Source organism: Sphingobium sp. V4 (assembly GCF_029590555.1).
GTDB lineage: Bacteria > Pseudomonadota > Alphaproteobacteria > Sphingomonadales > Sphingomonadaceae > Sphingobium.
Genome location: NZ_CP081001.1, coordinates 1,742,318 through 1,766,539 on the forward strand (window position 1 = coordinate 1,742,318; position 24,222 = coordinate 1,766,539).

A 24,222-nucleotide genomic window follows, 5' to 3' on the forward strand; every position below is an offset into this window, starting at 1 on the left:
GCAACGCTCATTCCTCGTCACGTGCGCCCTAGCGCTGATCTCAGGGGTTGCCACGATGGCCTGTTCGGGACGCTCGTCTATCACGCCACCGACGGCTCTCATGAAGAGGCCAAGCGGTTGACTTCGAATTCATCACCGGCGCCCACCGATTTGCGGCCTTCATGGCCGACGCCAACTGGAACGCGGCGATCATCGGGACGACATTGCCGTTCATTTTCTTTCTCGCGCGTACAGGCCGGCTGCACTCTGTAATGACCTTGTCCGCCCTGGCGCTGCTATGTTCGGGCCTTTTGTTGTCCGGTTCCTTCACTGGATTCACGAGCGCGGCCCTGGGGTACTGACCTTCCTGCTGCTCGACTGGGGGATGCGGTCCGCAACCATGCTCGCCATTATCGTCTCCTTGGCGGGCATGGTTGCTTCTTCGGGCGTGGCGCTGCCCACCGTCTTCCGGAACCGCGTGGTAGCATCGCTCGAACAGGGCGACATCAGTCAGGCAGGAACCTTCACCGCCCGGATGGCACTGATCCGCGAAGCGTGGGACATGGCAGGCGAAACAACCATAGTGGGCCTGAGAGTAGACCAATATCGCGTTGTGAGCGCTGAGAAAGCACCAGTCCACAAAATGTATCTGCTCGCCTGCACCGAGGGCGGTCTCCTTTCGCTGACCGGGTGGCTTCTCGTTCTTTGCGTGCCCCTGGCCATAGCGCTCAACCCATTGCCCGTAGACCGCAATGCCGCCGCACTCGTCTTGGCGGTGCTCGTTCCGTTCTTGATCTTTTCCAATGCCGCGCCGCACGTGTATCCGCGCAGCTGGGTCGTGCCGCTGATCCTTGCGATCGGCATTGCGATCACCCGTGCGCCCCGCCCTGCAGCGCCCCCGCGTGCCGGACTACTCATTTCAGGGTAGTTTGGGTCTCGGAAGTATAGGCCCTTATGAAGCCCATTCTGCCTCAGATGCGTACACCTACGGACAGGTTGGAACGGCTAGCATCATGTCAGTGGAATCGACCATAGCTGGGGAACTGCCGTGAACCGCCGTAATATGCTGATCGGCTTGATCGCGCTGCCCGTTGCGGGCTGCACGAATGCCTATTCGAACCTGCCCGTAGCCGCAGCCGCGGCGTCCGACCGTTATACGCTTGGACCTGGCGACTCAGTCAAGATCGCCGTGTATGGCTTCGATATGATGGCCGGCAGCTATCTCGTGAGCGACGCCGGCACGATATCGCTGCCCATGCTGAGTACGGTGGAAGTTGCCGGCAAGTCTGCGCCGGAGTTGGAGGGATCGCTCGCGGCGCTGCTGCGCGCCCGCAATCTTGCCCCCAATGCCAGCGTCAGCGTCCAGGTCGACAAATATCGGCCCTTCTACATATTGGGCGAAGTGCAACAGCCCGGCCAATATGCCTATGTTCCCGGCATGACGTTGCTGACTGCGGTTTCCATCGCGGGAGGCTATACATTCCGCGCGAACAAGAACATGGCTGCGGTCAACCGGAAAAATGGCACGAGCCAGGGCAAGGTCCGGCTAGCCCCGGATTCGCCGATAATGCCCGGCGACACAATCACCATCCCTGAAGCCTGGTTCTGAGCGCCCGCCGTGTCGCAAGATCGATTCGTCGGGGCCGAAAGAGGCCGGTCGCCTATCCTCTGGGCCGCGTCGCTTGTGGTGATGGCGATCTTTGGAGCCAGCGCCAGCCAGGCCCAGGACGTCCGGCGTGGTGCATCGCCGCGCGACCTGCCCCGCCTCGGTTATGAACGGCGTCCGATCCGCCTTGGTCCCACCAACGTGCGGATCGACCTCGATCTCTCCGCGCTGTACGATACAAATGTCTATGCGACATTGCGAAATAGGACCGACGATATCGTCGTCTATGCCCAGCCCAAGGTTCAAATTGACTGGCAGGGCGCAAATGCCCAGATTCACGGTGAAGTTTACGCCCAAACGCGGCGCTTTGTCGATCTGACGAGGGAAAATGCGACCAGCTTTGGTGCAGCAACTTCCACCCGGCTCGCGCTCAGCCGGGCGCACAATCTGTCGACCGAACTACGTTACGACCGGACGATAGAAAGCCGCGGAGATCCCGAAGCGCGTGCCAGTGCGCTACAGCGCCCGCGCAAGATCGACGTGCTGGCCGGTGAACTGAACTATGGTCTCAGGGGTAGCAGGATCGGCCTTGACTTGACCGGGGGTGTCCAGAAATCGAACTATCTCGATCCCAATGAGAAGGATCGCGACTTTGCGATGTTTCGTGGTTCGGCGCGCACTATCTGGCGTCCGGCCGCACCTCTCGCCCTGTTCGTGGAAGCCTATGTCAACCGGCGCAACTTCCGCACCGCGATCGACATCAGCGGCATCAACCGTGACGCGACCACCTATGGCCTGCTTGCCGGCGTCAGCCGCGAAGTAACCGGCCGGCTGACCGGCAGGATCGGCGCCGGCGCATTCCGGTTCGATCCGGACGACAGTCAACTCGATCGTTATTCAGGCTTGGCCTTCAGCGGCGACATCACCTGGACGCCGCGCCCACGAACCATGATGACCGCTCAGTTTTTCCGCGGTGACGTTGCAACCGCGCGCATAGGCGCGACCGGCCGGACCGACACGCGGATCGCCTGGACCCTCCAGCAAGAGGTGCGCCATAATCTTCTGCTTATCGGCCGTGCCGGATGGACGCGTACCCAGTATCGAGGAATTGGCGCCGACCGGTTGAGCACGGCCAGCGCCGGCGTCGAGGTGGAATATCTGGTCAACCGGCGGTTCTCGCTCTTCACCGGCGTCGACTATGGACGGCGGACGTCGAACGATCCGTTGGAGGAGTTTTCACGCGCGCGCCTCCAAGTCGGCGTCCGCGCCGGTTTCTGAGCATCAAGACGATGGAACGAAAAGTCCTGAAAAAAGGTGAGTCACGACTGGGGTCCGGCGCTATTCCGGGACATCCGTTTCTGCCACCCGCCGCCCGTGCGCCGAGCCCCGTTCCGACAGATTAGCGCGTCACCTTTCCCGGCGCGGAGGATATAGCCGTTTCGCCCATTGCAACCGGAGCGGAACGGATACATCAGCCGGGCAATCTCATCTACGACGGTCAGATCATCATCCAACCATCGCGCAGTCGGCTATGGTCGCCTCCTCGGCGTGGCCGATCGAAAACGAGGTTCTCGACGCGCGTCGGGTCCATCGCCTTGCGCGCGCGAGCGCCTTAACCTCTTCCCGTGGCGTGCACAGACCAGGATGGAAACGGCTGGGCCAGTTTCGAGCAGTTCTTGAACCACGCCCAAGAAATGTGGCTCGCGGGGCTCGATGCGGTAAGGTAACGGCAGCGAAATGGCGGGCCTGTCCTTCAACCGGCCATATCCAACACGATATGTTCGACTTCCGATCCTGATCCATATCGGTCCATGATCGTCAGGGCGCCATTTTCCTTCATGCGGAACAGCGTCCCCTGGTGGTCGGCCAGGCCGTGCGTGCGGACAACCAGGAACCACGCCCCCGGACCGCTGAGATAGGCGATCGCATTGCCGATGGCCCGCCGAAGGACGTCAGGTTCGAAATAATGCAGGTTGAGCAGGTTTGCTGCGCGTACCAAGTCGAAGCGACCGAGCATTGCCGGACTGCGTTGAGTGATATCATCCTCCAGCCACTGGAAGGCATCGGCATGACGAAGCCGCGGGCTGATGAGCGCGACTTCCGTGCCCTGCCCGGCGGCGGCCTGGGCAATGGCGGGCTCGCGCAACCGGCCCTCGACCAACCTGCGGACAATGTGCATTCCAGTCCAGCGATCGAGACGACGCTCCCATGGGCGAACGGCCTGGCCGAGCACTTCATATTGCAGAACATGCCCGTTCGGTTCGACCAGCGCCCTGCACCCGAAAGGCAGAGTGACGAGCCGTGCCCGCACCGATCGATCGGTGCCGGTCAGTTGCACATCATGCCCCGCCGTGCGCAGGCGGTCGAGCAATTCCAGCGTCGTCACCCCCGATGAAATGCCCAGGTCCAGCGCCGTGCCGATCCGGCTGCCATGTCGAGACATCATCTCCACCAAAGCGGAATCGATCCCGGCAAGACGCGATGACTCGGTCCGCTTGAACGTGTTGTTGGCGGTCTTGAGGAGCCCGAAGAAACGCGCCTCGTCCCGCGCGCTGATGCGATCCGGAGCGACCGAAAAGAAGGAACTGGCGCAATGCACGGCTAAATCGCCTCCCTGATCGAACGGCGACCGATCTGGCCGCACGCGTGATCGGGTCTAGCATTCCGGCACGCGATGATCAGGAGTGCCGTGGAGGTACCTCTCCTGCCCACGTCCCGCCCCGGGGTGGCTGCGCTATTCAGAAGGCAGAAGCTGTCAGGATGACCAGATATGACGACGATGGACATTGGCTCGAACGTCGCATTTCGCCAGCAAGGGCGGCTGACCAAGCTCAGCGCCTATGCCGTGCATGGCGCCATCGCCGCGCTCGCCCTGTGCGTGCTGGCCCTGTTCGCGCGGATCATGACCTATCCCCTACAGCATGACGAACAATTCTATGTGTCCGCGGGCATATTGATGGACCGATATTCGCTGTATCAGGATCTGGGCTTCAGCCATTTTCCGAATATCGCCCTGCTCTTTTCCGGCGCCTTCGCCTTGCTGGGCGACACCCATTATCTGCTGATCGGCCGCCTCATCGTCTTTGCCTGCTGGATCGCGACGATCGCCGCGCTGCTGCTCTTAGCGCGCGATTATGTCCGCAGCCTGCTGGTAGGTAGCCTGATGGTCGCATTCGTGCTTCTCAACCCCATGTTCCTCAACGCGACGGGCATGGCGGCCACCAACAATTTCATGCCGGTGCCCTTCGCCCTGTTCGGTCTCTACCTCTTCCTGCGAGCGACGGACGCCGTCCCAGCATCGGCGGCACTGGCATTCGCCAGCGGCGTCCTGCTGGCCATCGCGGCAGGGTTCAAGGCCAATTATGCCCTGCTTCTGCTGCCCTTCGGGCTGGCGGCGCTGCTCGCGCCGCCGTGCATCCCACTGGCCCAGCGGCTGCGGCTGATCGCGCTGCCGATGCTGGCGGGCGGATTGATCGGTGGGCTGCCGACGATCATCTACGCGCTGGAGGACATGAAGGGCTTTATCGTCCACGTCCTGGATTTCCAACGCGGGCCCCAGCTCGGCTACTGGGCGACCCACGCCGATCCAGCCGATCCCAAGGTGATCGCCATTGGCGACAAGCTGCTGCTGGCGCATCGGCTGTGGCTGTCGGGCGTCTCCATGCTGATGATCGTGACCTTGCTGTCGTTCGCCGCCATCGCCATCTCCCGACGATCGCCGCTGTTGCGCTGGCCGGTCCTGCTCGTGGCGGCCATCGCCGCGCTCGGCACGTTGCTCGCTTTCGTGCCAAGCCCCTCCTTTCCGCAATATTTCACGCCGGCGCTGCCATTCCTGGCCGTTCTCATCGGACTGGTGTTCGGCGCGTTCGATGAGGAGGGACGCAGGCTCGCCCAGCCGCTCATTGTCTCCATCCTGCTGCTGACCGGCGTCACTGGCGCCCCGCTGCTGCTGCCGTCCCTGACGGGCTTGGTGAAGCCGGCGGGATGGACCGGGCTGCGCGTAGCGCGCGACGGGCGCGAGATCGCCACGATCATCCGCGCGCGATCGGCAGATGGTCCGGTCGCAACCCTGTCTCCTCTTCATGCACTGGAAGGTGGCCTGCCCATCTATCCGCATTTCGCGCTGGGGCCGTTCGTCTATCGCGCGGCGCCCTGGATCCGGGAGGATCATCGCCGATATTTCACCTATTTCGTGACGGCCGACACCATCCCCGCGCTGCTGGCCAGCCAGTCGCCTGCCGCGATCATGACCGGCATCGAAAGAGGCACAGACGCCCCACTCGAACGGTTTGCGCAGCAGAATGGGTATCAGGCCATCACGATGTCGCTTAAGAAGACCGAAGATGGCGAGGTGGTCCGCCTCTACCTGTCGAACTGACCCGCGCTATCCGATCGATCCGGCATCCTTCAGCCCTGCATCCGCCGGTCCTGACAAAACACGCCATCGTCAACGGCGGCGGAGGGGATGGCGGAGTTGAGTTCCGCCTCCACGATCGGCGTTGTCGATCCCTTCACCTGCAGGAAGATGCGACCCAGATATTCGCCGATTATACCGAGGAACATGGCGTTGAGCGTGACCCCCATCAGGATCAGCATCGTCGTCGTCGCAAAGCCCGCCGGCCATTGCTGGCCGAACACCAGCCGCCCGGTCAGGTAGAAAAGGGTCAACAGGAAAGTGCAGACGCCGACGGCCAATCCCGTCATCGACGCGATCCGAAGCGGTATGAGCGAGTGGTTGAGGAGGCCATCGAGCGCCAGGCTGATCATCTTGCTGAGCGGAAACTTGCTTTCGCCCGCCTGCCGGGCTTCCCGGTCATAGGGAAAGCCGACCTGGGAAAAGCCCATGGCGCTGATTAGCCCGCGCAGATAGGGGGTTGCGTCATTAACCTTGCGCAGTTCCGCGATAACGCAGGCATCGACCAATCGGAACTCACCGGCATTGACCGGCAGGTCATCCTCACTCAGTGCATTGAGGCCCGCGTAAAATCCCCGGCGCAGGGCTGCGACCGCAGGGCCATCGGGCAACTTCCGGCGAACGCCGTAGACGACCTGATGCCCCTGCCGCCACATGTCCAGCATGTGCGGAATGAGCTGCGGCGGATCCTGAAGATCGCAGTCGATCTGGATGGCGCAGGCTCCCCGCGCACGCTGATAGCCGACCAGCAGGGATCGCTGATAGCCGTTGTTACGGGAGAAGCGCACGACGCGCACGCGCGGATCGACAGCCGCGATCGCCTTCAGCTTCGGAAAGGTCTGGTCGGTCGAGTGATTGTCCGTAAAGACCAACTCAAGCGCATAATCAGGCAGCGTGTCGAACAGACCGGCAATCTCGCGATAGGCGCGTTCAACGGCCGCCTCCTCGTTGAAGGCCGGAACGACCACCGAGACGAGCGTCCTGTCGTTCATGCCGCCGCCTGCGCGCGCATCTGCTCGACCATGCATCTCACGCCCTCCTCGAACGATATGGCGGCGGTCCAGCCCAGCAGTTCGGCTGCTCGGGCAGGATTGGCGCCGACCCGGTTTACTGCGGACGACTGCGACGCCTGTACTCCATAGCGGACCGAGCCGGCCGGCGCAGATGTGGCGGCGAGCACTGTTTCCGCGATAGTTCGCACGCTCAATAACTGGCCGCTGCAAAGATTGATGATCGTCCCTCCGGGCAGGTCGCTGCTCGCAAGCGCGCGAAGCCCGGCAACGCAATCCGCCACGGCCAGCATGTCGCGCAGGGCGTCCGGCGAACGGACCTCGCTCACCTGTCCGTTCAGGCAACGTCGGATCAGCCAGGGCAACAGGAAATCCTCCGATTGCCCGACGCCATAGGTCAGCCCCAGCCTTGCGGTCAGCACTGGGAAATGCAGTTGCGACCGTAGCGCGGCCGCATAATGGGCGCCTGCCGTCAAAGCCAGCGTGTAAGGAGCCAGCGGCTCTTCGCGCGCATCCTCATCCGGATACTCGGCGGCATTGCCATATTCGGCGATCGAACCGGTGCGGACGAAGACGCGAAGCGTATCGACCCTGGACGCAGCCGACAGAAGCGCCAGCAGATTGATGAGATCATCCGCCAGCCCCGGCCATTCCTCGGGTGCGGGCAGTTGTGCGCCGCGACCGGTGCCCGTGCCCAGATGATAGAGCAAAGTCGGCTGCACCGATTGCAGGCAGCTCTCGACCGCGCCTCCGTCGGCCAACGCCACGCGATGGACGATGGCACGGCTGAGCCGGTCCGAACGCAACTGGTGCTGCGGGCGGACGAGAATATGTACCTCGTCGCCCGCCGCCAGATGCCCGGCCGCCAGGTGGGAGCCGATAAAGCCCCCACCTCCAGTCACGAGCACGCGTTGCGCCATGATTCGGTCCGGACGATCAGTTGACCAGCATGGGCTGGGGCAACGGAACCAGGAACCTGCCGCCACGCGCCACGAAGTCGGCCTGCTGCTCGCGGATCTCGTCGAAGAAATTCCAGGCCAGCACCATCAATATGTCGGGATTTTCAGACTCGATGGCGTCGGGGGAGCGGACCGGAATCTTCATGCCCGGCGAATAGAGGCCCTGTTTCAGTGGGTTGCGGTCGACCAGAAAATCCAGATCGTCCGGCCCGATGCCGAAATAGTTGAGCAGCGTATTGCCCTTGGCCGGCGCGCCATAGCCCGCGATTTTCTTCCCTTCCGCCTTCAGTTCACTCAGCATGTCGAGCAACTGGACCCGGATCGCCTCGATCCGCGCGGCGAAATGCTGGTAGGTTTCCGGCTCCAGCATCCCGGCCTCCCGCTCCTCGCGCAACATGGCATGGACTTCCTCGCTCGGCACGGCCAGCCCGTTCCGACGGAAGAAGACCCGCATCGAACCGCCATGAACGGGCATACGATGCACATCAACCACGTCCAGATCAAAGAAGGCGCCCAGCTTCTGCAGGGACAGCAGGCTGAATTCGGACACATGTTCCTGATAGACGGTGTCGAACTCGTTGCGCTCCAGCAGTTCCTTCGCCCATGGCACTTCCACGATGAAGTGGCCGTCGTCCGCCAGCAGCCGGGTGACGCCCTCCATGAAGCGATGCAGGTCGCCAATATGGTTGAACGTGTTGGTCGTGACGATCACCTTGGCGGGGCCATGCGCGTCGCGCACTTCCAGTGCAGTGTCGGGATCGAAATAGGCGACATGCACCTTCACCCCGCGCTCCTCGGCGATATCCGCCAGGTTTGCCGCCGGATCGATGCCCAGAGTCTGCTGACCACGCGCGTTGCAGGCCGCCAGCAGCAGGCCGTCATTGCAGCCAATGTCGACAACCAGCCCGCCGTCGGCAGCCGTGCCCAATATGTCGGCCAGCTTGTCGAAATGGTGATGCATCGTCGTCGCGCTCGACGGGACATAGAGATAATGGCGGAAGAAGTCGGCCGGGATCTGGTCGGCAATCTCGATCAGGCCGCAGTTCAGGCAGACTTCGGTATTGAGCGCGAAAGCCGGCTGCATTTCGCCATGCTCCTCGGGCCGGACGAACATATTGGCCGGCGGATGCTGGCCCATCGGCAAGAAGAGATAGGGGCTGGGCGCCAGGCAGGCGCGACAATGCTGAAGACGGTCCATGAAAATTCCTCCCGCTAGATGATGGGTTAGGCCGCGTTCCATGCAGGCGCGGCGTGACGTTCGGCGAAGCTGCGAAAAGTCTCGTGGATATGGTCGATCTGCGGCTCGCTCAGACCGTGGTGGCAGGCCAGCAATATGCCCCCGCGCGTGACCGCGTCGGCGACGGGATAGCCTCCATCGGTGACATGCGTCTTGATCTGCGCCATGGCCGGCTGCCGCAGGATGTTACCGGTGAAGACAACGCGCGTCTGAATGTCGGCCTGTTCGAACCAGATCTGCAACGCGCGTCGGTCGAACGGCGCGTTCGGACGCACGGTAAGCGGAAAGGCGAGCCAGCCCGTCCGCGCTTCGGGCAACTGGCGCGGCAACACGAACCAGTCCTCATATTGCGAGAAGAAGGCCAGATGCCGGGCGAAGTTATGTTCGCGAAGGGCGATATTATTGTCCAGCTTGTTCAACTGGACCAGCCCGAAGGCCGCCCCCATTTCCGACGGCTCCATATTATAGCCCAGTTCCTCGAACAGGAATTTGGCATCATAGGGTATGTCGCCCAGCGTCACGTCGAAACGGCGCTCGATCGCTTCGGAATCGACGAAGATCGACGAAGATCGACCCCAAGACCGCAGCAGCAGGCCGCGACGGTCCCACGCCTCGTCATTCACGCACAACATGCCGCCATTGCCGGCCGCGTTGATGACATGCGAACCATAGAAGCTGGTCGTGCTGATGTGCGATCGCGCACCGGTGGGCGTCCCACGCAAAGTCGCTCCCAGCGTGTCCGCGCTGTCCTCGATCAGGATCAGATTATGCCATTCGGCGATTTCGCGCAGCCGGTCCCAGTCGGGCAGGTTACCGATCAGCGAAGGAATCATCATCGCCCGCGTGCGCGACGTGATCATCGACTCCAGCAGATCTTCGTCGATATTATATGTGCCCTCACGCACGTCGACGAAGGCCGGGACCAGGCCATGACGCACGATCGGAGCCACCGTCGTGGCAAAGGTCAGTGCGGGCGTGATGACCTCGCTGCCAGCCGGAAGTCGAAGCAGTTCGACCGCAAGATAGTTGGCCGACGATCCGGAATTGACCATGATCCCATGTCGCTTGGCGAACAGTGCGGCGACGCGTGCTTCCATGTCGCGCACATTCGCGCCCATCTGCGTGGAACCGCGCAGCACGGAGACGACGGCATCGATCTCCTCTTCCCCATGAACGCTCTGACCGTAATTCACCCTCATGCGACTGCCTCCCGAAAAACCGGATCAAATTGCGGCGGCGTCGCCGGACGCACGCCTAGCGCGTAGCGGGCGATCTGCCGCTCGCTCAGCAGACGAAGATCAGCCTGGCCCGCCAGTGCAGCGCGATACCACTCCACCGTCAGCGCGACAGCGTCGGCGAGCGCCAGATGGGGCCGCCAGCCCAGCCTCTCGCGCGCCTTGCTGCTGTCGAGGCGCAGGATCGCCGCTTCGGGGGGCGACTGCCCCGGATCACCGAACATGAAGGTCGGCGCGCCCTTGCCCCACGCAGTTTCGACCAGCGCCGCAAGCGTAGCCACATCGACGGTCGCTTCGGCATCAGGCCCGAAATTCCAGGCGCCCTCTACGCTGCGGTCCCCGTCGGCCATCCGGGCCGCCAGCATCAGATAGCCGGCCAGCGGTTCAAGTACGTGCTGCCAGGGACGCACGCTGGCGGGATTGCGTATCTGGACGGGCTTGCCCGCCTCAACCGCGCGGATGATGTCGGGCACCAGCCGGTCCACGCTCCAGTCGCCGCCGCCAAAGACGTTCCCCGCACGGACCGATGCCAGCACGGGACTGTCAGACTCGCGGAAAAAGGAATGGCGATAGGCTTCGACCACCAGTTCGGTACAGCCCTTGGATGCGCTATAGGGATCGGCGCCGCCCAGCCGGTCGGTTTCGCGATATCCCCAGTGCCAGCCCTGATTTTCGTAACATTTGTCGCTCGTCACAACGATGACGCCCTTGAGCGATCGGAAACGCCTTGCCGCATCCAGCACAACCGCCGTGCCCACAACATTGGTCTGGAACGTCTCGATCGGCGACACATAGGAAGGACGGACCAGCGCCTGCGCCGCCATATGGATTACCAGATCGGGATTGACGTCCTCAACCGTGCGCAGGAAGGCCGCCTCATCGCGTATGTCGCACAAGCGATGGTCGACCAGGCCATCGACACCGATGGCGTTGAACAAGCTGGGTCCGCGGTCGCACGGGGGTAGTGCGACCGCGGTAGTGTCGGCGCCCAGCCGCCGGAGCCACAACGCAAGCCAGCCGCCCTTGAATCCGGTATGTCCGGTCAAGAGAATCTTGCGACCGGCGAGCGCACGGCTCAGCCGCTCTTCGTCGAACCGCTGATCAGGCATCAGCGCTTACCCTTTCAAACGCGGAAGCGACGGGCCGCTGCACATTGGGGAGCCACGGCGGCGAAGCGGCCGCACAAAGCTGATTGAGGTGATCGCGGTCCCGGACGGTATCCATCGGATGCCAGAAGCCGGTATGTTTGTAGGCGAAAAGTTCGCCATCGGCCGCGAGCCGCGCCAGCGGCGCCTGCTCCAGCGGTTCCTCATCGCCGCTCAGATAGTCGAGTACGCCAGGTTCGAAGATGAAGAAGCCGCCGTTGATCCAGGTTTCATGCTTGCGGACCTTCTCGGTGAACTCTACGACGCGCGGACCATCCAGTTCCAGATTGCCGAACCGCGCCGGCGGCTGAACCGCGGTAACCGTCGCCAACCCGCCATGGGATTTGTGAAACTCCAGCAGCTTACCGATATCGACATCGCCCACGCCATCGGAATAGGTCACCATGAACGTGTCGTTTTCCAGCCATTCGCGCAGGCGCAGCAGGCGACCGCCGGTCATGGTCAGTTCGCCTGTATCCACCACTGATATGTTCCAGTCCACCGACCGGCATTGTCGCAATGCGATCTGGCCGTTTCCGACCTTGATGGTGAAGTCATTGTTCATGAAATGAAGGTCGTGGAAGAACTTCTTCATCAGCATCATTTTGTAACCGCACGCGACGACGAAGTCGGTAAAACCATGACGTGCATAAATGTCCATGACATGGAGGATGATCGGCTTGCCGCCGACTTCGACCATGGGTTTGGGGACGCGAACTGTCTCTTCCGCGAGACGCGATCCCAGTCCGCCCGCCAACAGCACAATCTTCATCTCGGTGCTCCTTGCCCCTCGACGCTTTCCGTCTCAGCGACACAGTAGGCGAGGTTCGGGGAGAAGCGATTTGGGCAGATGAGTTACCGCATCGCTCAAGCGGAGTATGGCGACGGCTTAAAGGAGACGCCTCCCTGCCAGTGCCGCTGCCCAAGATCGAACAGGCACGCCCTTATTTCGCAGGATTTTCCGCTTATCCCCCTGCTCGCGCCTCCAGGCCTCCAGCATTTCGCCCTCGAAATCCCTGGTCGGATCAGGAAAAGCAAGCCTTGGTCCAATCCTGCCCGGTCAGACAACAGCCCCCCTAATCCCAAGGATCATCGCACATGGTCCCAACAGCCATGCACTAGCCAGATTGGGTAGGGCATGGACAATGGCCTGGTAGTGATCGCTCACCGCGTGGCCTTGGCCCTTGCTGTCCTGGTGGATTGATTGACATTTGCGTCGCCTTGGCGCCTGGGATGGGTCTGCAAATGTCTAAATCGTAAAATCCATTAGAATTCATAATTTCTAATGGCCCTGAAAGAGTCTGGCATTCGAATGCAACTTGGCTTCGAATGCTATCGAATGTCAGAATCGGACCACTTGCCTGGCGCATCCGCAACCGGAGAACCCATGACGAAAATCCTGTCGACACGGCTGATCTACGAAGACTGGCTGAACCTGCGCATGGCCCATGTTCGCGCCGAAAGCGGCGACGAGTTCGAGCGTCATGTCGTCGAAATGCGTCCCGCCATCGCAGTACTGCCCTATGATCCGGAGCGGCGTGTCGCCCTGACCGTTTCCATGCCGCGCGCACCCGTGACCTTGGCCGGCCTGCCCGACATGATGGAGGCCATCGCCGGCCTGATCGACGAGGAAGCGGAACGATGCGCGCGCCGCGAAGCGATGGAGGAAGCGGGCGTGCGCCTGGGCGATCTCGTTCATGTCGGTCAGATCTGGAGCATACCCAGCGTCGTTACCGAGAGGATCGACTATTTTCTGGCGGCGTACCGAGCGCAGGACCGCATCGAAACGGGCGGTGGTCTTCCCGACGAGCAGGAGAATATCACCGTCCATGAACCTTCTCTTGACACGCTCTGGACCATGATGGTGCGCCGGGAACTGACGGATGGCAAGCTCGCCATCCTGCTTATGGCGCTCCGTCTGCGCCGGCCGGACCTGTTCAGCGTGCCGGTGGACTGATGGCCACGGCGCGGGGCGGAACCAGCATCTCTCCTTCGGGCAACAGGAACCGGCATTCCTCGCCGCTTCCGTTGATGCAGACGGCAAAGCCGCTCGACCGGTGGCGCAGCGCGATCCGGCGGCGCTGCGGGTCTTCCCACTGGCCGACGGTCATCGCATGGCCCCGTTCGTCCAGCCACTCCACGTCTCCGTCAGCGAGTTGCGCCGTCCCGTGCAATTCCGGACTGGACCCGCGCAACGCCGCAAGGGCGAAGGCATGGGCCTCCAGGTCGGTGTCCCGTCCGGTCCAGTCGACCCAGCTGATCGCATTGTCCTGGGCATAGGCATTATTGTTCCCCTGCTGGCTGCGACCGAATTCATCGCCCGCCGTCAGCATGATCGTCCCGCGGGAACAGAAGAGCGTGGCAAGCAGCGCCTTTATGTCGCACCGCCGCGCCAGTTGCACGGCGGCATCCTCGCTCGGTCCCTCGACTCCATTGTTCCAGCTGAAATTCTCGCCATGACCATCGCGATTCTGCTCGCCATTGGCTTCGTTATGGCGATGTGCATAAGCCACCATGTCCGCCAGGGTGAAGCCGTCATGCGCAGCGAGGAAGTTCACGCTGCGCGTCTCGCCCTCCCTGAAAATATCCGATGATCCCGCCAGTCGCGTTGCCAGCGCGCCAAGCGTCGACGCATCCCCGCGCCAGAAGCGGCGCACGTCGTCCCGATAGCGATCGTTCCACTCCAGCCACCCTTCGCCAAAGCGGCCAAGTTGATAGCCGCCCGGCCCGATATCCCATGGTTCGGCGATCATCACCCGGTCGGCCAGCACCGGATCGGCGCGCATGTCCTCCAGCAGCGGCGCGCGGGGATCGAAACCGTCCGGCAGCCGGCCCAGCGCCGGCCCCAGATCGAAACGGAAACCATCCACCCCGGCCTCGGTCACGAAATGGCGCAGCGAGTCCAGGATCAGCGCACGGACGAGCGGCGCATTGCAGGCGATGCTGTTACCTGTACCGGTGTCGTTGATCAGCCGACCGTCCGGCTCGTGCCGGAAATAGCCGCGTGCATCGAGCCCACGCAATGAAAGCGTCGGCCCGGAGATGTCGCTTTCGCCGTCGTGATTATAGACCATGTCGAGGATTACGCCGATCCCCGCCTGATGCAGCGCCGTCACCGTAGCCCGCAAGTCGGCAAGGCCGCCCGGCGCCAGGCGCGGGTCGATCGCGAACCAGCTGACCGGATTATAGCCCCAATAGTTGGTGAGGCCGAGCGCGCCCAGATGGCGCTCGTCGATCCAGGCGTTGATCGGCATCAATTCCACGGCGGAGACACGCAGCGCCTTGAGGTGCGCGATGACCGCGGGATCGGCGAGTGCGGCAATGGTTCCGCGCTGTTCCTGCGGCACGTCGGGCTGCAGCATGGTGAAACCGCGCACATGGAGTTCGTAGATCAGCCCACCCGGGGTGAAACGCGGCGGTTGTCTCGCCAGTCGTGGTAAAGGCGACTCCAGCACGCCCTTCGACATTAGCGGCGCGGTGTCCCTGCCCTGCCCGCGCGGCGCGGCGAGCGCCGGATCATAGACGAACGCGCGGTCTATAGCGGTCGCATAAGGATCGAGTAGCAGTTTGTCTGGATCGAACCAGAAGCCCGCATTAGGATCATAAGGGCCATCTGCACGAAGGCCATAGCGGGCGCCCGCGCCAATCCCCGGTGCATCGATACGCCACAGACCGTCGCCTTGGCGAACCATCGGCAGCCTGACTTCCCGATCGTCGCGATCGAACAGGCAGAGCCAGAGTTGCGACGCATCGGGCGACCAGACGGCAAAGCGTGCGCCTGCCGATGACAGCTGAGGCGCGCCCGGCCGCACGGTCACACCGCTTCCGCCAGCAGCATCCGGTAGAGCGCGGCATAACGCGTTGCGCTATGCCGCCAGGACACGTCGCTGCGCATCGCGGCGCGCTGCATCGCCTGCCAAACGGGCTTGTCGCGGTGCAGTTCGATTGTCCGCGCGATCGCGCCATGGAGCGCCAGCGGATCTGACGGCGCGAACATGACGCCCGTGGCCGCGCCTGCGCTCACCGCCGCTTCATTGGCGTCGATCACCGTATCAGCAAGGCCACCAACGCGCGCCACGACCGGCAGGCAGCCATAGCGCAACCCGTATAACTGGGTGAGGCCGCAGGGTTCGAAGCGCGAAGGGATAAGAATGGCGTCACCGCCCGCCTGCATCAGGTGGGACAGCGGCTCGTCATAGCCGATCTGCACGCCCACCCGCCCGCGATACCGGTCGGCGGCGCCCAGGAAGGCGCCTTCCAGCGGATGGTCGCCCGATCCCAGAAGCGCCAGCTTGCCGCCCAACCCAACCAGATGGTCGATCGCGCCGATCATCAGGTCCATCCCCTTCTGCCAGGTCAGGCGGCTGACGATGATGAATAGCGGCGCGCCATCCTGCTCCAGTCCGAAACGATTTTCGAGCGCGCGGCGGTTCACGGCTCGGGCAGACAACGCCCGAGCGCCATAACTCCTGGCGATCAAGGGATCGTCAGCGGGGTTCCAGATGTCGGTATCGACCCCGTTCAATATGCCATGCAGCCGGTCGACCCGCCCATTGATCAGGCCGTCCAGCCCCATGCCATGAACCGGGGACCGGATTTCCTGCGCATAGGTGGGGCTGACGGTCGTGATCGCCTCGGCAGACACCAGCCCTGCCTTCAGATAGCCAATGCCGCCATAATATTCGACTCCATCGACGCCCCAGGCTTCGGGCGGCAGGCCCAGGCCGGCGAAGACATCCGCCCCGAACCGCCCCTGAAATGCCAAGTTGTGGATCGTCACGATCTTGGGCACCGCATGGGCCGCGCCGAAGCGCATATAGGCTGCGGTCATCGCCGCCTGCCAGTCATGCACATGCACGATGTCCGGCCGCCACCCCTTGAGCGCGCCTTCGGCAATGTCCGCCCCGACTCGCGACAGGGCGGCGAAGCGGCGCCAATTGTCGGTCCAGTCATTGCCGCCATGGTCACCATAGGGCCCGCCCTCCCGCGCGAAGAAAGAGGGCGCGTCCAGCACCAGCAGGTCCAGACCGCCGACGCTGGCGGCAAGGACCGTCGCTGGCGCGCCGAACAGCGCATCATAGCGACGCACCACCTTCGCCTTGCCAAGCCGGGCGATGACAGAGGGATAGCCAGGAACCAGCGTCCGGGTGACGACACCCTCCGCCTCCAACGCGCCGGGCAACGCGCCAACGACATCGGCAAGCCCGCCAGTCTTGATGAGCGGATAGATTTCGGACGCGACCGACAGCAGTTTCATCGACACGATGTCGTCCCCTGTCAGCCGACCAGCCGGTCGATCATTGGCTGCGTCACCAGGCAGACGCCATTGTCGGTACGGCGAAAACGCTGCGAATCATGCTCAGGATGTTCGCCGATGATGAGGCCTGGGGGAATAACGATGCCGGAGTCGACGACGCATTTGTGCAGCCGCGCGCCGCGACCGATCTCGCAGTCGGGCATGATGATGCTTTCGGTGACGGACGAAAAGCTGTGCGTCCGCACGCCGGAAAAGAGCAGGCTGCGGTGCAGGGAGGAGCCGGAGACGATGCAGCCGCCCGCGACCAGTGAAGAGGTCGCAGAACCGCGCCGGCCATCCTCATTATGCACGAACTTGGCGGGCGGCGTGACCTCCGAATAGGTCCATAGCGGCCAGCTGCGGTCATAGAGGTCGAGCGAGGGGACAACGTCGGTCAGGTCGATATTGGCCTGCCAATAGGCATCGATCGTCCCGACGTCGCGCCAATAGGGGACCAGTTCGCTTTCCGCACGCACGCAGCTGCTGGAAAAGCGGTGCGCCACGGCTTTCCCGTGCTTGACGATGTAGGGGATGATGTCGCCGCCAAAATCGCGCTTGCTGTCTTTCTCGTCGGCATCGCGCAAAAGCTGCGCGATCAGGAAGCGGGTGCGAAAGACATAAATGCCCATCGACGCGAGCGCCATGTCGGGCTGGCCCGGAATGGCGGGCGGATTTTTCGGCTTTTCGACAAAGTCGGTGATGATGTCATTTTCATCGACATGCATGACGCCGAAGCCGCTCGCCTCCTTGCGGGGCACCTCCAGGCAGCCGACGGTGACGTCCGCGCCACTATCGACATGCTGCTGGAGCATCAGTTCATAGTCCATCTTGTAGACATGGTCGCCCGCCAGGATGACCATATATTCGGGCGCGTAGCTTTCGATGATGTCGATATTCTGGAACACGGCGTCCGCCGTGCCCTCATACCACTGGCTTTCGGAAATGCGCTGGCTGGCCGGCAATATATCGAAACTCTCGTTGCGCTCGGGCCGCAGGAAATTCCAGCCACGTTGCAGATGCCGGATCAGCGAATGCGCCTTATATTGGGTCGCCACGCCGATGCGGCGAATGCCGCTGTTGAGCGCATTGGACAGGGCGAAGTCGATGATCCGCGCCTTGCCGCCGAAATGGACGGCCGGCTTGGCGCGCCTGTCCGTCAGTTCAGCCAGCCGACTGCCGCGCCCCCCGGCCAGAACATAGGCCATGGCGTCGCGTGCGATCGGCTGATATTTTGTCTGCATTGGGCCTCTCCTTATCTGCCCGCTCGTCGCCTGCACGCGCCCGTCGGTGTTCAATAATCCAGTTCCAGCATCAAGGTTGCGAAGGGCGGGATAGTGATGTTCGCCCAGCCTTCCTCGTCGGCCCTGACCGCCCCCATATTGCCAGCGCCGCTGCCGCCATAGTCGGCTGCATCACTGTTCAATATCTCTCGCCAGCGTCCCCCCGATGGCAGCCGCATCCGATAGGCGTGCCGCATCACAGGGGTGAAATGGCTGATGACGACGATTGGCATGGCGCCCGGCGCGCGACGCACCCAGGCGAACACCGAATCCGCCGCCGCGTCTACCAGCACCCATTCGAACCCTTCCGCTTCGCAATCGCGCGCGTGCAGAGCGGCCCGGCTACGGTACAGGCGGTTGAGATCGCCCAGCAACTGCTGCACCCCCCGATGCGGCGCATGGTCCAGCAAGTGCCAGTCGAGCGCCGCAGCCTCGTTCCACTCAGCCCGCTGAGCGAATTCCTGCCCCATGAATAGAAGCTTCTTGCCCGGATAGCCCCACATCAGGCCATAATAGGCGCGCAAAGTCGCAAATTTCTGCCAGTCGTCGCCCGCCATCTTGTGCAGCAGCGAAGCCTTGCCGTGCACGACTTCGTCATGGCTGAGCGCCAGCACGAAATTCTCGCTGAACGCATACATGAGGCCGAAGGTGATGTCGTCATGATGATGCGCGCGATGCACCGGGTCGCGCTCCAGATAGCGCAACGTATCGTGCATGAAGCCCATATTCCATTTGAAACCGAAGCCCAGTCCGCCACCGTAAACCGGTTTCGAGACGCCGGGCCAACTGGTCGATTCCTCCGCAATGGTCATCACGCCGGCATGGGTGCCGTAAAGCGCCTTGTTCATCTGCTGGAGGAAGGCGACGGCCTCCACATTCTCGCGCCCGCCATGGTCGTTGGGCACCCACTCCCCGGCCTTGCGCGAATAGTCGAGATACAGCATCGAGGCGACCGCATCTACGCGCAGGCCATCGACATGATAGCGCTCCGCCCAGAACAGGGCGTTGTTGATCAGGAACTGCGCCACTTCGCGCCGGCCGAAATTGTAAATGGCGGTATTCCAGTCGGGGTGGAATCCCTTGCGTGGATCGGCATGTTCATAGAGCGCGGTGCCGTCGAAATTGGCGAGGCCATGTTCGTCGGTCGGGAAATGCGCCGGCACCCAGTCGAGCAGGACGCCCACACCCGCCCGATGGGCCCCGTCCACGAAGCGAGCGAAGCCGGCGGGATCACCGAAACGCGCCGTCGGCGCGTAGAGGCCCAGCGTCTGATAACCCCAGCTCGGATCATAGGGATATTCGCTGATCGGCAGGAACTCGATGTGGGTGAAGCCCATGCCGACGACATAGGGGATCAGACGCTTCGCCAGTTCGTCCCAGCTGAGGAATTCGCCGTGCTCGTCGCGTTGCCAGGAACCTGCATGGACTTCGTAGATCGAAATCGGTTCCCGGCGCGGGTCAGCCTTGCGCCAATGATCGCCATGATCGTCATCGCCCCACACATGATCCAGCGGCGCTGCGACGATCGACGCGGTCGATGGGCGTAACTCCGACTTGAAGGCGAAAGGATCGGACTTGAGCGGCAGCATGACGCCATCGGCGCCGATGATCTCATATTTATACGCGCTGCCCGGCCCGACGTCAGGCAGGAAGATTTCCCAGACGCCCGCATCCGCGCGATGCCGCATCAGGCCACGGCGACCATCCCAGCGGTTGAAGTCGCCCACGACAGACACCCGCTTCGCATTGGGCGCCCACACCGCGAAATGCGTGCCCGTCGCGCCTTCATGCGCGATCACATGGGCCCCCAGCTTGTCAAACAGCCGGCCGTGCGATCCTTCGGCGAAATAATGATCGTCCAGCGGACCCAGCACCGGGCCAAAACCATAGGGATCGATCAGCGCATAGTCGCCGCCATCGTCATAGTGGGCGACATAGCGCAACGGCTGGCGCTTGCGCACTGATACCCTGCCGAAGAAAAGCCCGTCGGGATGGATGCGCTCCAACGCGCCGACTGCCTTTCCCGCCAAAGTCTGCGCGGTGACTCGGACTGCTTGCGGCAACAGGACGCACGCCGTGAAGCCCTTTTGTGCCGGATGAACGCCCAGCGTGGCAAAGGGGTCGTCCTCGCGGCCGTGGATCAATCGGTCAATCTGCTCCTGCGTCAGCACACCCGCGTCCGCGCCTCCGTCATGCGTCGATCTTCCAGATGTCGGCGGCATATTCGCGGATGGTGCGGTCCGACGAGAACCAGCCCATACGCGCGACATTGTGAATTGCCTTCTTCGCCCAGAGCCCCTGGTCCGTCCAAAGCCGGTCGACATCGCGCTGGGCGGCGGAATAGCTGTCGAAATCGGCCGCGACCATGAACCAGTCATGGTCGTAAATGCCTTGGATCAGCGCCTTGTAACGGTCCGGGTCGTCGGGCGAGAACACCCCGCTGGCGATCGCGTCCAGCGCCTGGCAAAGTTCACGGCTCTGCCCGATCACCTCGCGCGGAACATAGCCCTGGGCGCGCCGGTCGTTCACTTCCTGAGCGGTCAGGCCGAAAATGACGATATTTTCCGCGCCGACATGATCGCGCATTTCGACATTCGCGCCGTCCAGCGTGCCGATCGTCAGGGCGCCATTCACCGCGAATTTCATGTTGCCCGTACCGGAGGCTTCCATGCCGGCGGTCGAAATCTGTTCGGACAGGTCGGCGGCGGGGATCATCATCTCCGCCATGGAGACATTGTAGTTGGGCACGAACTGGACCTTCAGCAGCCCCTGGACCGCTGGATCATAATTGACCGCGCGGGCCACGTCATTGGCCAGTTTGATGATCAGCTTGGCATTATGGTAGCTTGACGCCGCCTTGCCGCCGAACAGCTTGACGCGTGGCACCCAGTCCTTTTCCGGATGTGACCGGATCTGGTCGTAGAGCGACACCGCCTCCACGATGTTGAGGAGTTGGCGCTTATATTCATGGATACGCTTGATCTGGATGTCGAACAGCGCGGCCGGATCGATGCGGGCATTTACGCGCTTGCGCAACAGGTCGGACAGGGCCGCCTTGTTGGCGCGCTTTACCGCTAAGAATTTTTCCTGAAAGCCCTTGTCGTCGGCGAAGGCGTCAAGATCGCGCAGTGCTTCGGGATCATCCATGAACCGGTCGCCGATCGCCTCGCGGACAAGCATGAACAGCCCATGGTTGCACTGCATGAGCCAGCGGCGGAAGGTCACACCATTGGTCTTGTTGTTGATCCGCGCCGGATAGAGTTTGTGCAGGTCGGCAAAGACCGTGACTTTCATCAGGTCGGTATGCAGCGCCGACACGCCATTGACGCTGTGCGACCCCGCAAAGGCCAGATTGCCCATGCGAACGCGACGGCCACCATGCTCGTCAATCAAGGATATGGCGCCGATCGCACCATCGTCGAACTGGCCCGACCGCCGCGCCTCCGCCAGCAACCGGCTGTTCACGGCATAGACGATCTGCATGTGCCGGGGCAGCAGCCGTTCGAACAGCGGCACCGGCCAGCTTTCGAGCGCTTCTGGCAACAATGTGTGATTGGTGTAGCTGAACGTGCGCCGGGTTATGTCCCAAGCCTCGTCGAAATCCAGCCCATGGTCGTCGAGCAGCATCCGCATCAGTTCCGCGACTGCTACCGCCGGGTGGGTGTCGTTGAGCTGGATCGCCGCCTTGTCGGGCAGGGTCTGGATGCTGCCGAAATATTGGATATGCCGCCGAACGATGTCCTGCAACGATGCGGAGGAGAAGAAATATTCCTGACGCAGCCGCAATTCCTGCCCAGCTGGCGAACTGTCGGCGGGATAGAGGACGCGCGTCAGTGCCTCGGCCCGGTTGCTTTCGGACAACGCCCCCAGATGATCGCCGGCATTGAACTTGTCGAGCAGGATCGGATCGATCGGCTGCGCTTCCCACAGGCGCAGCGTGTTGACCCTCTTCCCGCGCCAGCCGGCGATCGGCGTGTCATAAGGCGTCGCGATCACCCGCTCGCTCGGCTTCCAGTGCATCTGGTGCGGGCCGGCATCCTCATCCTCGGCCGGATCGACCCTTCCGCCGAAGCCGACCTCGTAACTCGCCTCGCGCCGCTCGAACTCCCACGGGTTCCCGTGCGCCAGCCAGTTTTCGGGCAGTTCGACCTGCCAGCCGTCACTGATCTCCTGCCGGAACATGCCGTTCACATAGCGGATACCATAGCCATAGGCCGGCACGTCCACTGTCGCCATGCTTTCCATGAAGCAGGCTGCCAGCCGCCCCAGGCCACCGTTGCCCAGCGCTGCATCCGGCTCCAGTGCGGCGATCAGGTCGATGTCCACCCCCAGGGAATCAAGCGCGGCCTGAAGATCGTCCAGCATTTCCATATTGGACGCCGCGTCGCGCATCAGCCGACCGATCAGGAATTCGAGGCTCAGATAATAGACCCGTCGCCCCTGTTCTTCATAAGTTTTCTGCGTGGAATCGATCCAGGCGTCGATCACCCGGTCGCGGATCGCAAGGATCACGGCGTGCAGCCAGTCGTGCGGCTTGGCGGCCGTGGCATTCTTGCCGATGCGATAGGTCAGCCGCTCGACAATCTCATGCGCCAGCACATGCGGATCGACCTGACGCGGCGCGGGTTTGGGAAGCTTGGTCTGGCCCTTGAGGTTCATGGCGCGGCGGTCCCCTGCTGAGTCACCATGGATGATGGCACAGGCTCCAGCCCCGCGCCATCGCCATTTTGCGGTGCAACAAGAAGAACTGGACGACCGTCCTGCCGCTGTCAGACCCCTCGCCTTTCGGTAATGGCGTCAGCCACCCCTTGTCGCAGTTGCGCCCGCACGGGATAGGCGCTCGACGGCAGCAATTGCGTCATGAAAATTCCGATCAGCCGTTCGACGGGATCGATCCAGAAATAGGTCGAGAACACCCCGCCCCAATAATAGGTACCGCTGGCGAGGTTCATGGCGAAGCCAAGGCCAAAGCCCACGCCCTGATAGTCCGCCTCGCTGAACATTCCGCTCGAGAGGCTGGCAAGGTCGCCGCCACCGGGAAGATGATTGGCGTGCATCAGCGCCACCGTCTCCGGCTTCAACAGCCGCCTACCATCCAGTTCCCCCTCCCCCAGCAACATGCGCGCGAACCGGTGATAGTCGGCCGCGCACGACACCAGGCCGCCTCCGCCCGACAGGAAGCGCTGCCGTCGCCAGCCGCTGCGCGCACCATGATCGGCAATCGCCCGGCCACCGCCCTCAGCCAGCCGCCAGGCGTCGGTCATCCGATGCGCCTTGTCCTCAGGCAGAAGAAAGCTGGTGTCTGCCATAGCCAGCGGATCGAAGATACGCCGGCGAAAAAAGCTTTCCAGGTCGAGGCCGCTCAGCCGCTCTACGACCACGCCCAGCACGTCGGTCGATACCGAATAGGTCCATCTGTCTCCTGGTGAGAATTCCAGGGGCAGCGTCGCCAGGTCGGCGATGAACTGGTCCGACGTGCGCTTCTGCTGGAACTCGTCCAAGCCCAGCCTGCGATAGCGAGCGTCGATCGGGGTCTGGCGTTGCAAGCCGTAGGTCAGGCCCGACGTATGGCGCAGCAGGTCGATCATCGCCATGGGCCGGCCGGGCCGCGCGCGGTTGGCCCGCCCGACCCGCAGCTCCGCAAATTCGGGGACGATGTCGGCGACCGGTGTATCGAGCGCGACCCGCCCCTCATCCACCAGCATCATGAAGGCGACCGAGGTGACCGGCTTGGTCATGGACGCGATGCGGTAGAGAGCGTCCCTCTCCAGCCTGGCTCCGTTTGCACGGGCGGCGCCACGCGTCACCGAAAGAAGCGGCTGCGCATCGCGCGACAGCAAAAACTGCATGTGCGGCAGCTTGCCCGATGCGATATAGGTCCGGTCGAGCATGTCCACCAGCGCTGCCAGCCGGTCCGGATCCATCCCCGCCGCTCGCGCCGCTACCCTGTCCAGACCATCCGTCATCCGTCCCATGCTCCCGCCAATCTCTAACGACCGCTAGAACAGCGGTGCGCGCGGGTAAACAGCTTGCCGATTGCCAAGACCCCACCCTCCCCTCT

Annotated in this window: 18 protein-coding genes; 5 read left to right on the forward strand and 13 right to left on the reverse strand. The window is 62.8% G+C overall.

What is annotated here, in order from left to right; translation table 11 throughout:
• The first annotated feature begins 277 nt into the window (after positions 1-277).
• The 3 genes from K3M67_RS08750 to K3M67_RS08760 all read left to right on the forward strand — a co-directional run bounded on the left by K3M67_RS08750 (position 278) and on the right by K3M67_RS08760 (position 2,863).
• Positions 278-907, forward strand: a complete 630-nt coding sequence (locus tag K3M67_RS08750) for a hypothetical protein (RefSeq protein ID WP_285831295.1) — start codon at positions 278-280, stop codon at positions 905-907.
• Between the two features lie 120 nt (positions 908-1,027).
• Positions 1,028-1,588 (forward strand): polysaccharide biosynthesis/export family protein, encoded by a 561-nt coding sequence (locus tag K3M67_RS08755; protein ID WP_232313708.1) that lies wholly within the window; start codon positions 1,028-1,030, stop codon positions 1,586-1,588.
• Between the two features lie 81 nt (positions 1,589-1,669).
• Complete coding sequence (locus K3M67_RS08760; RefSeq protein ID WP_285831296.1) at positions 1,670-2,863, forward strand: outer membrane beta-barrel protein; 1,194 nt, start codon at positions 1,670-1,672, stop codon at positions 2,861-2,863.
• A gap of 475 nt (positions 2,864-3,338) precedes the next feature.
• Here K3M67_RS08760 and K3M67_RS08765 read toward each other — a convergent pair whose 3' ends face one another.
• On the reverse strand, positions 3,339-4,184 hold the full coding sequence (locus K3M67_RS08765) for a hypothetical protein (RefSeq protein WP_066858608.1): 846 nt from the start codon (positions 4,182-4,184) through the stop codon (positions 3,339-3,341).
• A 171-nt stretch (positions 4,185-4,355) separates the two neighbouring features.
• Here K3M67_RS08765 and K3M67_RS08770 point away from each other — a divergent pair, with 171 nt between their 5' ends.
• A complete protein-coding gene (locus K3M67_RS08770; RefSeq protein WP_285831297.1) occupies positions 4,356-5,963 on the forward strand; it encodes a hypothetical protein in 1,608 nt (535 codons plus the stop codon).
• A 29-nt stretch (positions 5,964-5,992) separates the two neighbouring features.
• Here K3M67_RS08770 and K3M67_RS08775 read toward each other — a convergent pair whose 3' ends face one another.
• From K3M67_RS08775 to rfbF, 6 genes are read right to left on the reverse strand one after another with little or no spacing between them, the layout of a single operon-like run.
• The gene (locus K3M67_RS08775) at positions 5,993-6,991 is read right to left on the reverse strand and encodes a glycosyltransferase family 2 protein (protein ID WP_285831298.1); all 999 of its coding nucleotides are present in this window, start codon (positions 6,989-6,991) and stop codon (positions 5,993-5,995) included.
• On the reverse strand, positions 6,988-7,929 hold the full coding sequence (locus K3M67_RS08780; protein ID WP_066858602.1) for an NAD-dependent epimerase/dehydratase family protein: 942 nt from the start codon (positions 7,927-7,929) through the stop codon (positions 6,988-6,990). The genes K3M67_RS08775 and K3M67_RS08780 overlap by 4 nt, the downstream gene beginning before the upstream one ends.
• 16 nt (positions 7,930-7,945) lie before the next feature.
• Entirely contained in the window at positions 7,946-9,166 is a 1,221-nt protein-coding gene (locus K3M67_RS08785; protein ID WP_066858599.1) for a class I SAM-dependent methyltransferase, read from the reverse strand.
• Between the two features lie 26 nt (positions 9,167-9,192).
• Positions 9,193-10,404, reverse strand: a complete 1,212-nt coding sequence (locus tag K3M67_RS08790; protein WP_066858596.1) for a DegT/DnrJ/EryC1/StrS family aminotransferase — start codon at positions 10,402-10,404, stop codon at positions 9,193-9,195.
• The gene (rfbG, locus tag K3M67_RS08795) at positions 10,401-11,549 is read right to left on the reverse strand and encodes a CDP-glucose 4,6-dehydratase (RefSeq protein WP_066858593.1); all 1,149 of its coding nucleotides are present in this window, start codon (positions 11,547-11,549) and stop codon (positions 10,401-10,403) included. The genes K3M67_RS08790 and rfbG overlap by 4 nt, the downstream gene beginning before the upstream one ends.
• Positions 11,542-12,357, reverse strand: a complete 816-nt coding sequence (gene rfbF / locus K3M67_RS08800) for a glucose-1-phosphate cytidylyltransferase (protein ID WP_066858590.1) — start codon at positions 12,355-12,357, stop codon at positions 11,542-11,544. The genes rfbG and rfbF overlap by 8 nt, the downstream gene beginning before the upstream one ends.
• A gap of 615 nt (positions 12,358-12,972) precedes the next feature.
• On the opposite strand from rfbF, the gene K3M67_RS08805 reads away from it, so the two are divergent.
• Positions 12,973-13,542, forward strand: coding sequence for an NUDIX domain-containing protein (locus K3M67_RS08805; RefSeq protein ID WP_066858587.1), 570 nt, complete (start codon positions 12,973-12,975; stop codon positions 13,540-13,542).
• On the opposite strand, the gene glgX is transcribed toward K3M67_RS08805, so the two are convergent.
• The 6 genes from glgX to K3M67_RS08835 all read right to left on the reverse strand — a co-directional run bounded on the left by glgX (position 13,523) and on the right by K3M67_RS08835 (position 24,127).
• Positions 13,523-15,403, reverse strand: coding sequence for a glycogen debranching protein GlgX (glgX, locus tag K3M67_RS08810; RefSeq protein ID WP_285831299.1), 1,881 nt, complete (start codon positions 15,401-15,403; stop codon positions 13,523-13,525). The genes K3M67_RS08805 and glgX overlap by 20 nt on opposite strands.
• On the reverse strand, positions 15,400-16,848 hold the full coding sequence (gene glgA / locus K3M67_RS08815) for a glycogen synthase GlgA (RefSeq protein ID WP_285831300.1): 1,449 nt from the start codon (positions 16,846-16,848) through the stop codon (positions 15,400-15,402). Before glgA ends, glgX begins: the two co-directional genes overlap by 4 nt.
• 14 nt (positions 16,849-16,862) lie before the next feature.
• Complete coding sequence (glgC, locus tag K3M67_RS08820) at positions 16,863-18,122, reverse strand: glucose-1-phosphate adenylyltransferase (protein ID WP_066858578.1); 1,260 nt, start codon at positions 18,120-18,122, stop codon at positions 16,863-16,865.
• Positions 18,123-18,172: 50 nt separating this feature from the next.
• Positions 18,173-20,332 (reverse strand): 1,4-alpha-glucan branching protein GlgB, encoded by a 2,160-nt coding sequence (gene glgB / locus K3M67_RS08825; RefSeq protein WP_285831301.1) that lies wholly within the window; start codon positions 20,330-20,332, stop codon positions 18,173-18,175.
• A gap of 19 nt (positions 20,333-20,351) precedes the next feature.
• Positions 20,352-22,820: a glycogen/starch/alpha-glucan phosphorylase gene (locus K3M67_RS08830; RefSeq protein WP_066858572.1), complete on the reverse strand. Its 2,469-nt coding sequence runs from the start codon at positions 22,818-22,820 to the stop codon at positions 20,352-20,354.
• 110 nt (positions 22,821-22,930) lie between these two features.
• On the reverse strand, positions 22,931-24,127 hold the full coding sequence (locus K3M67_RS08835; RefSeq protein WP_066858570.1) for a serine hydrolase domain-containing protein: 1,197 nt from the start codon (positions 24,125-24,127) through the stop codon (positions 22,931-22,933).
• Between the last annotated feature and the right edge of the window lie 95 nt (positions 24,128-24,222).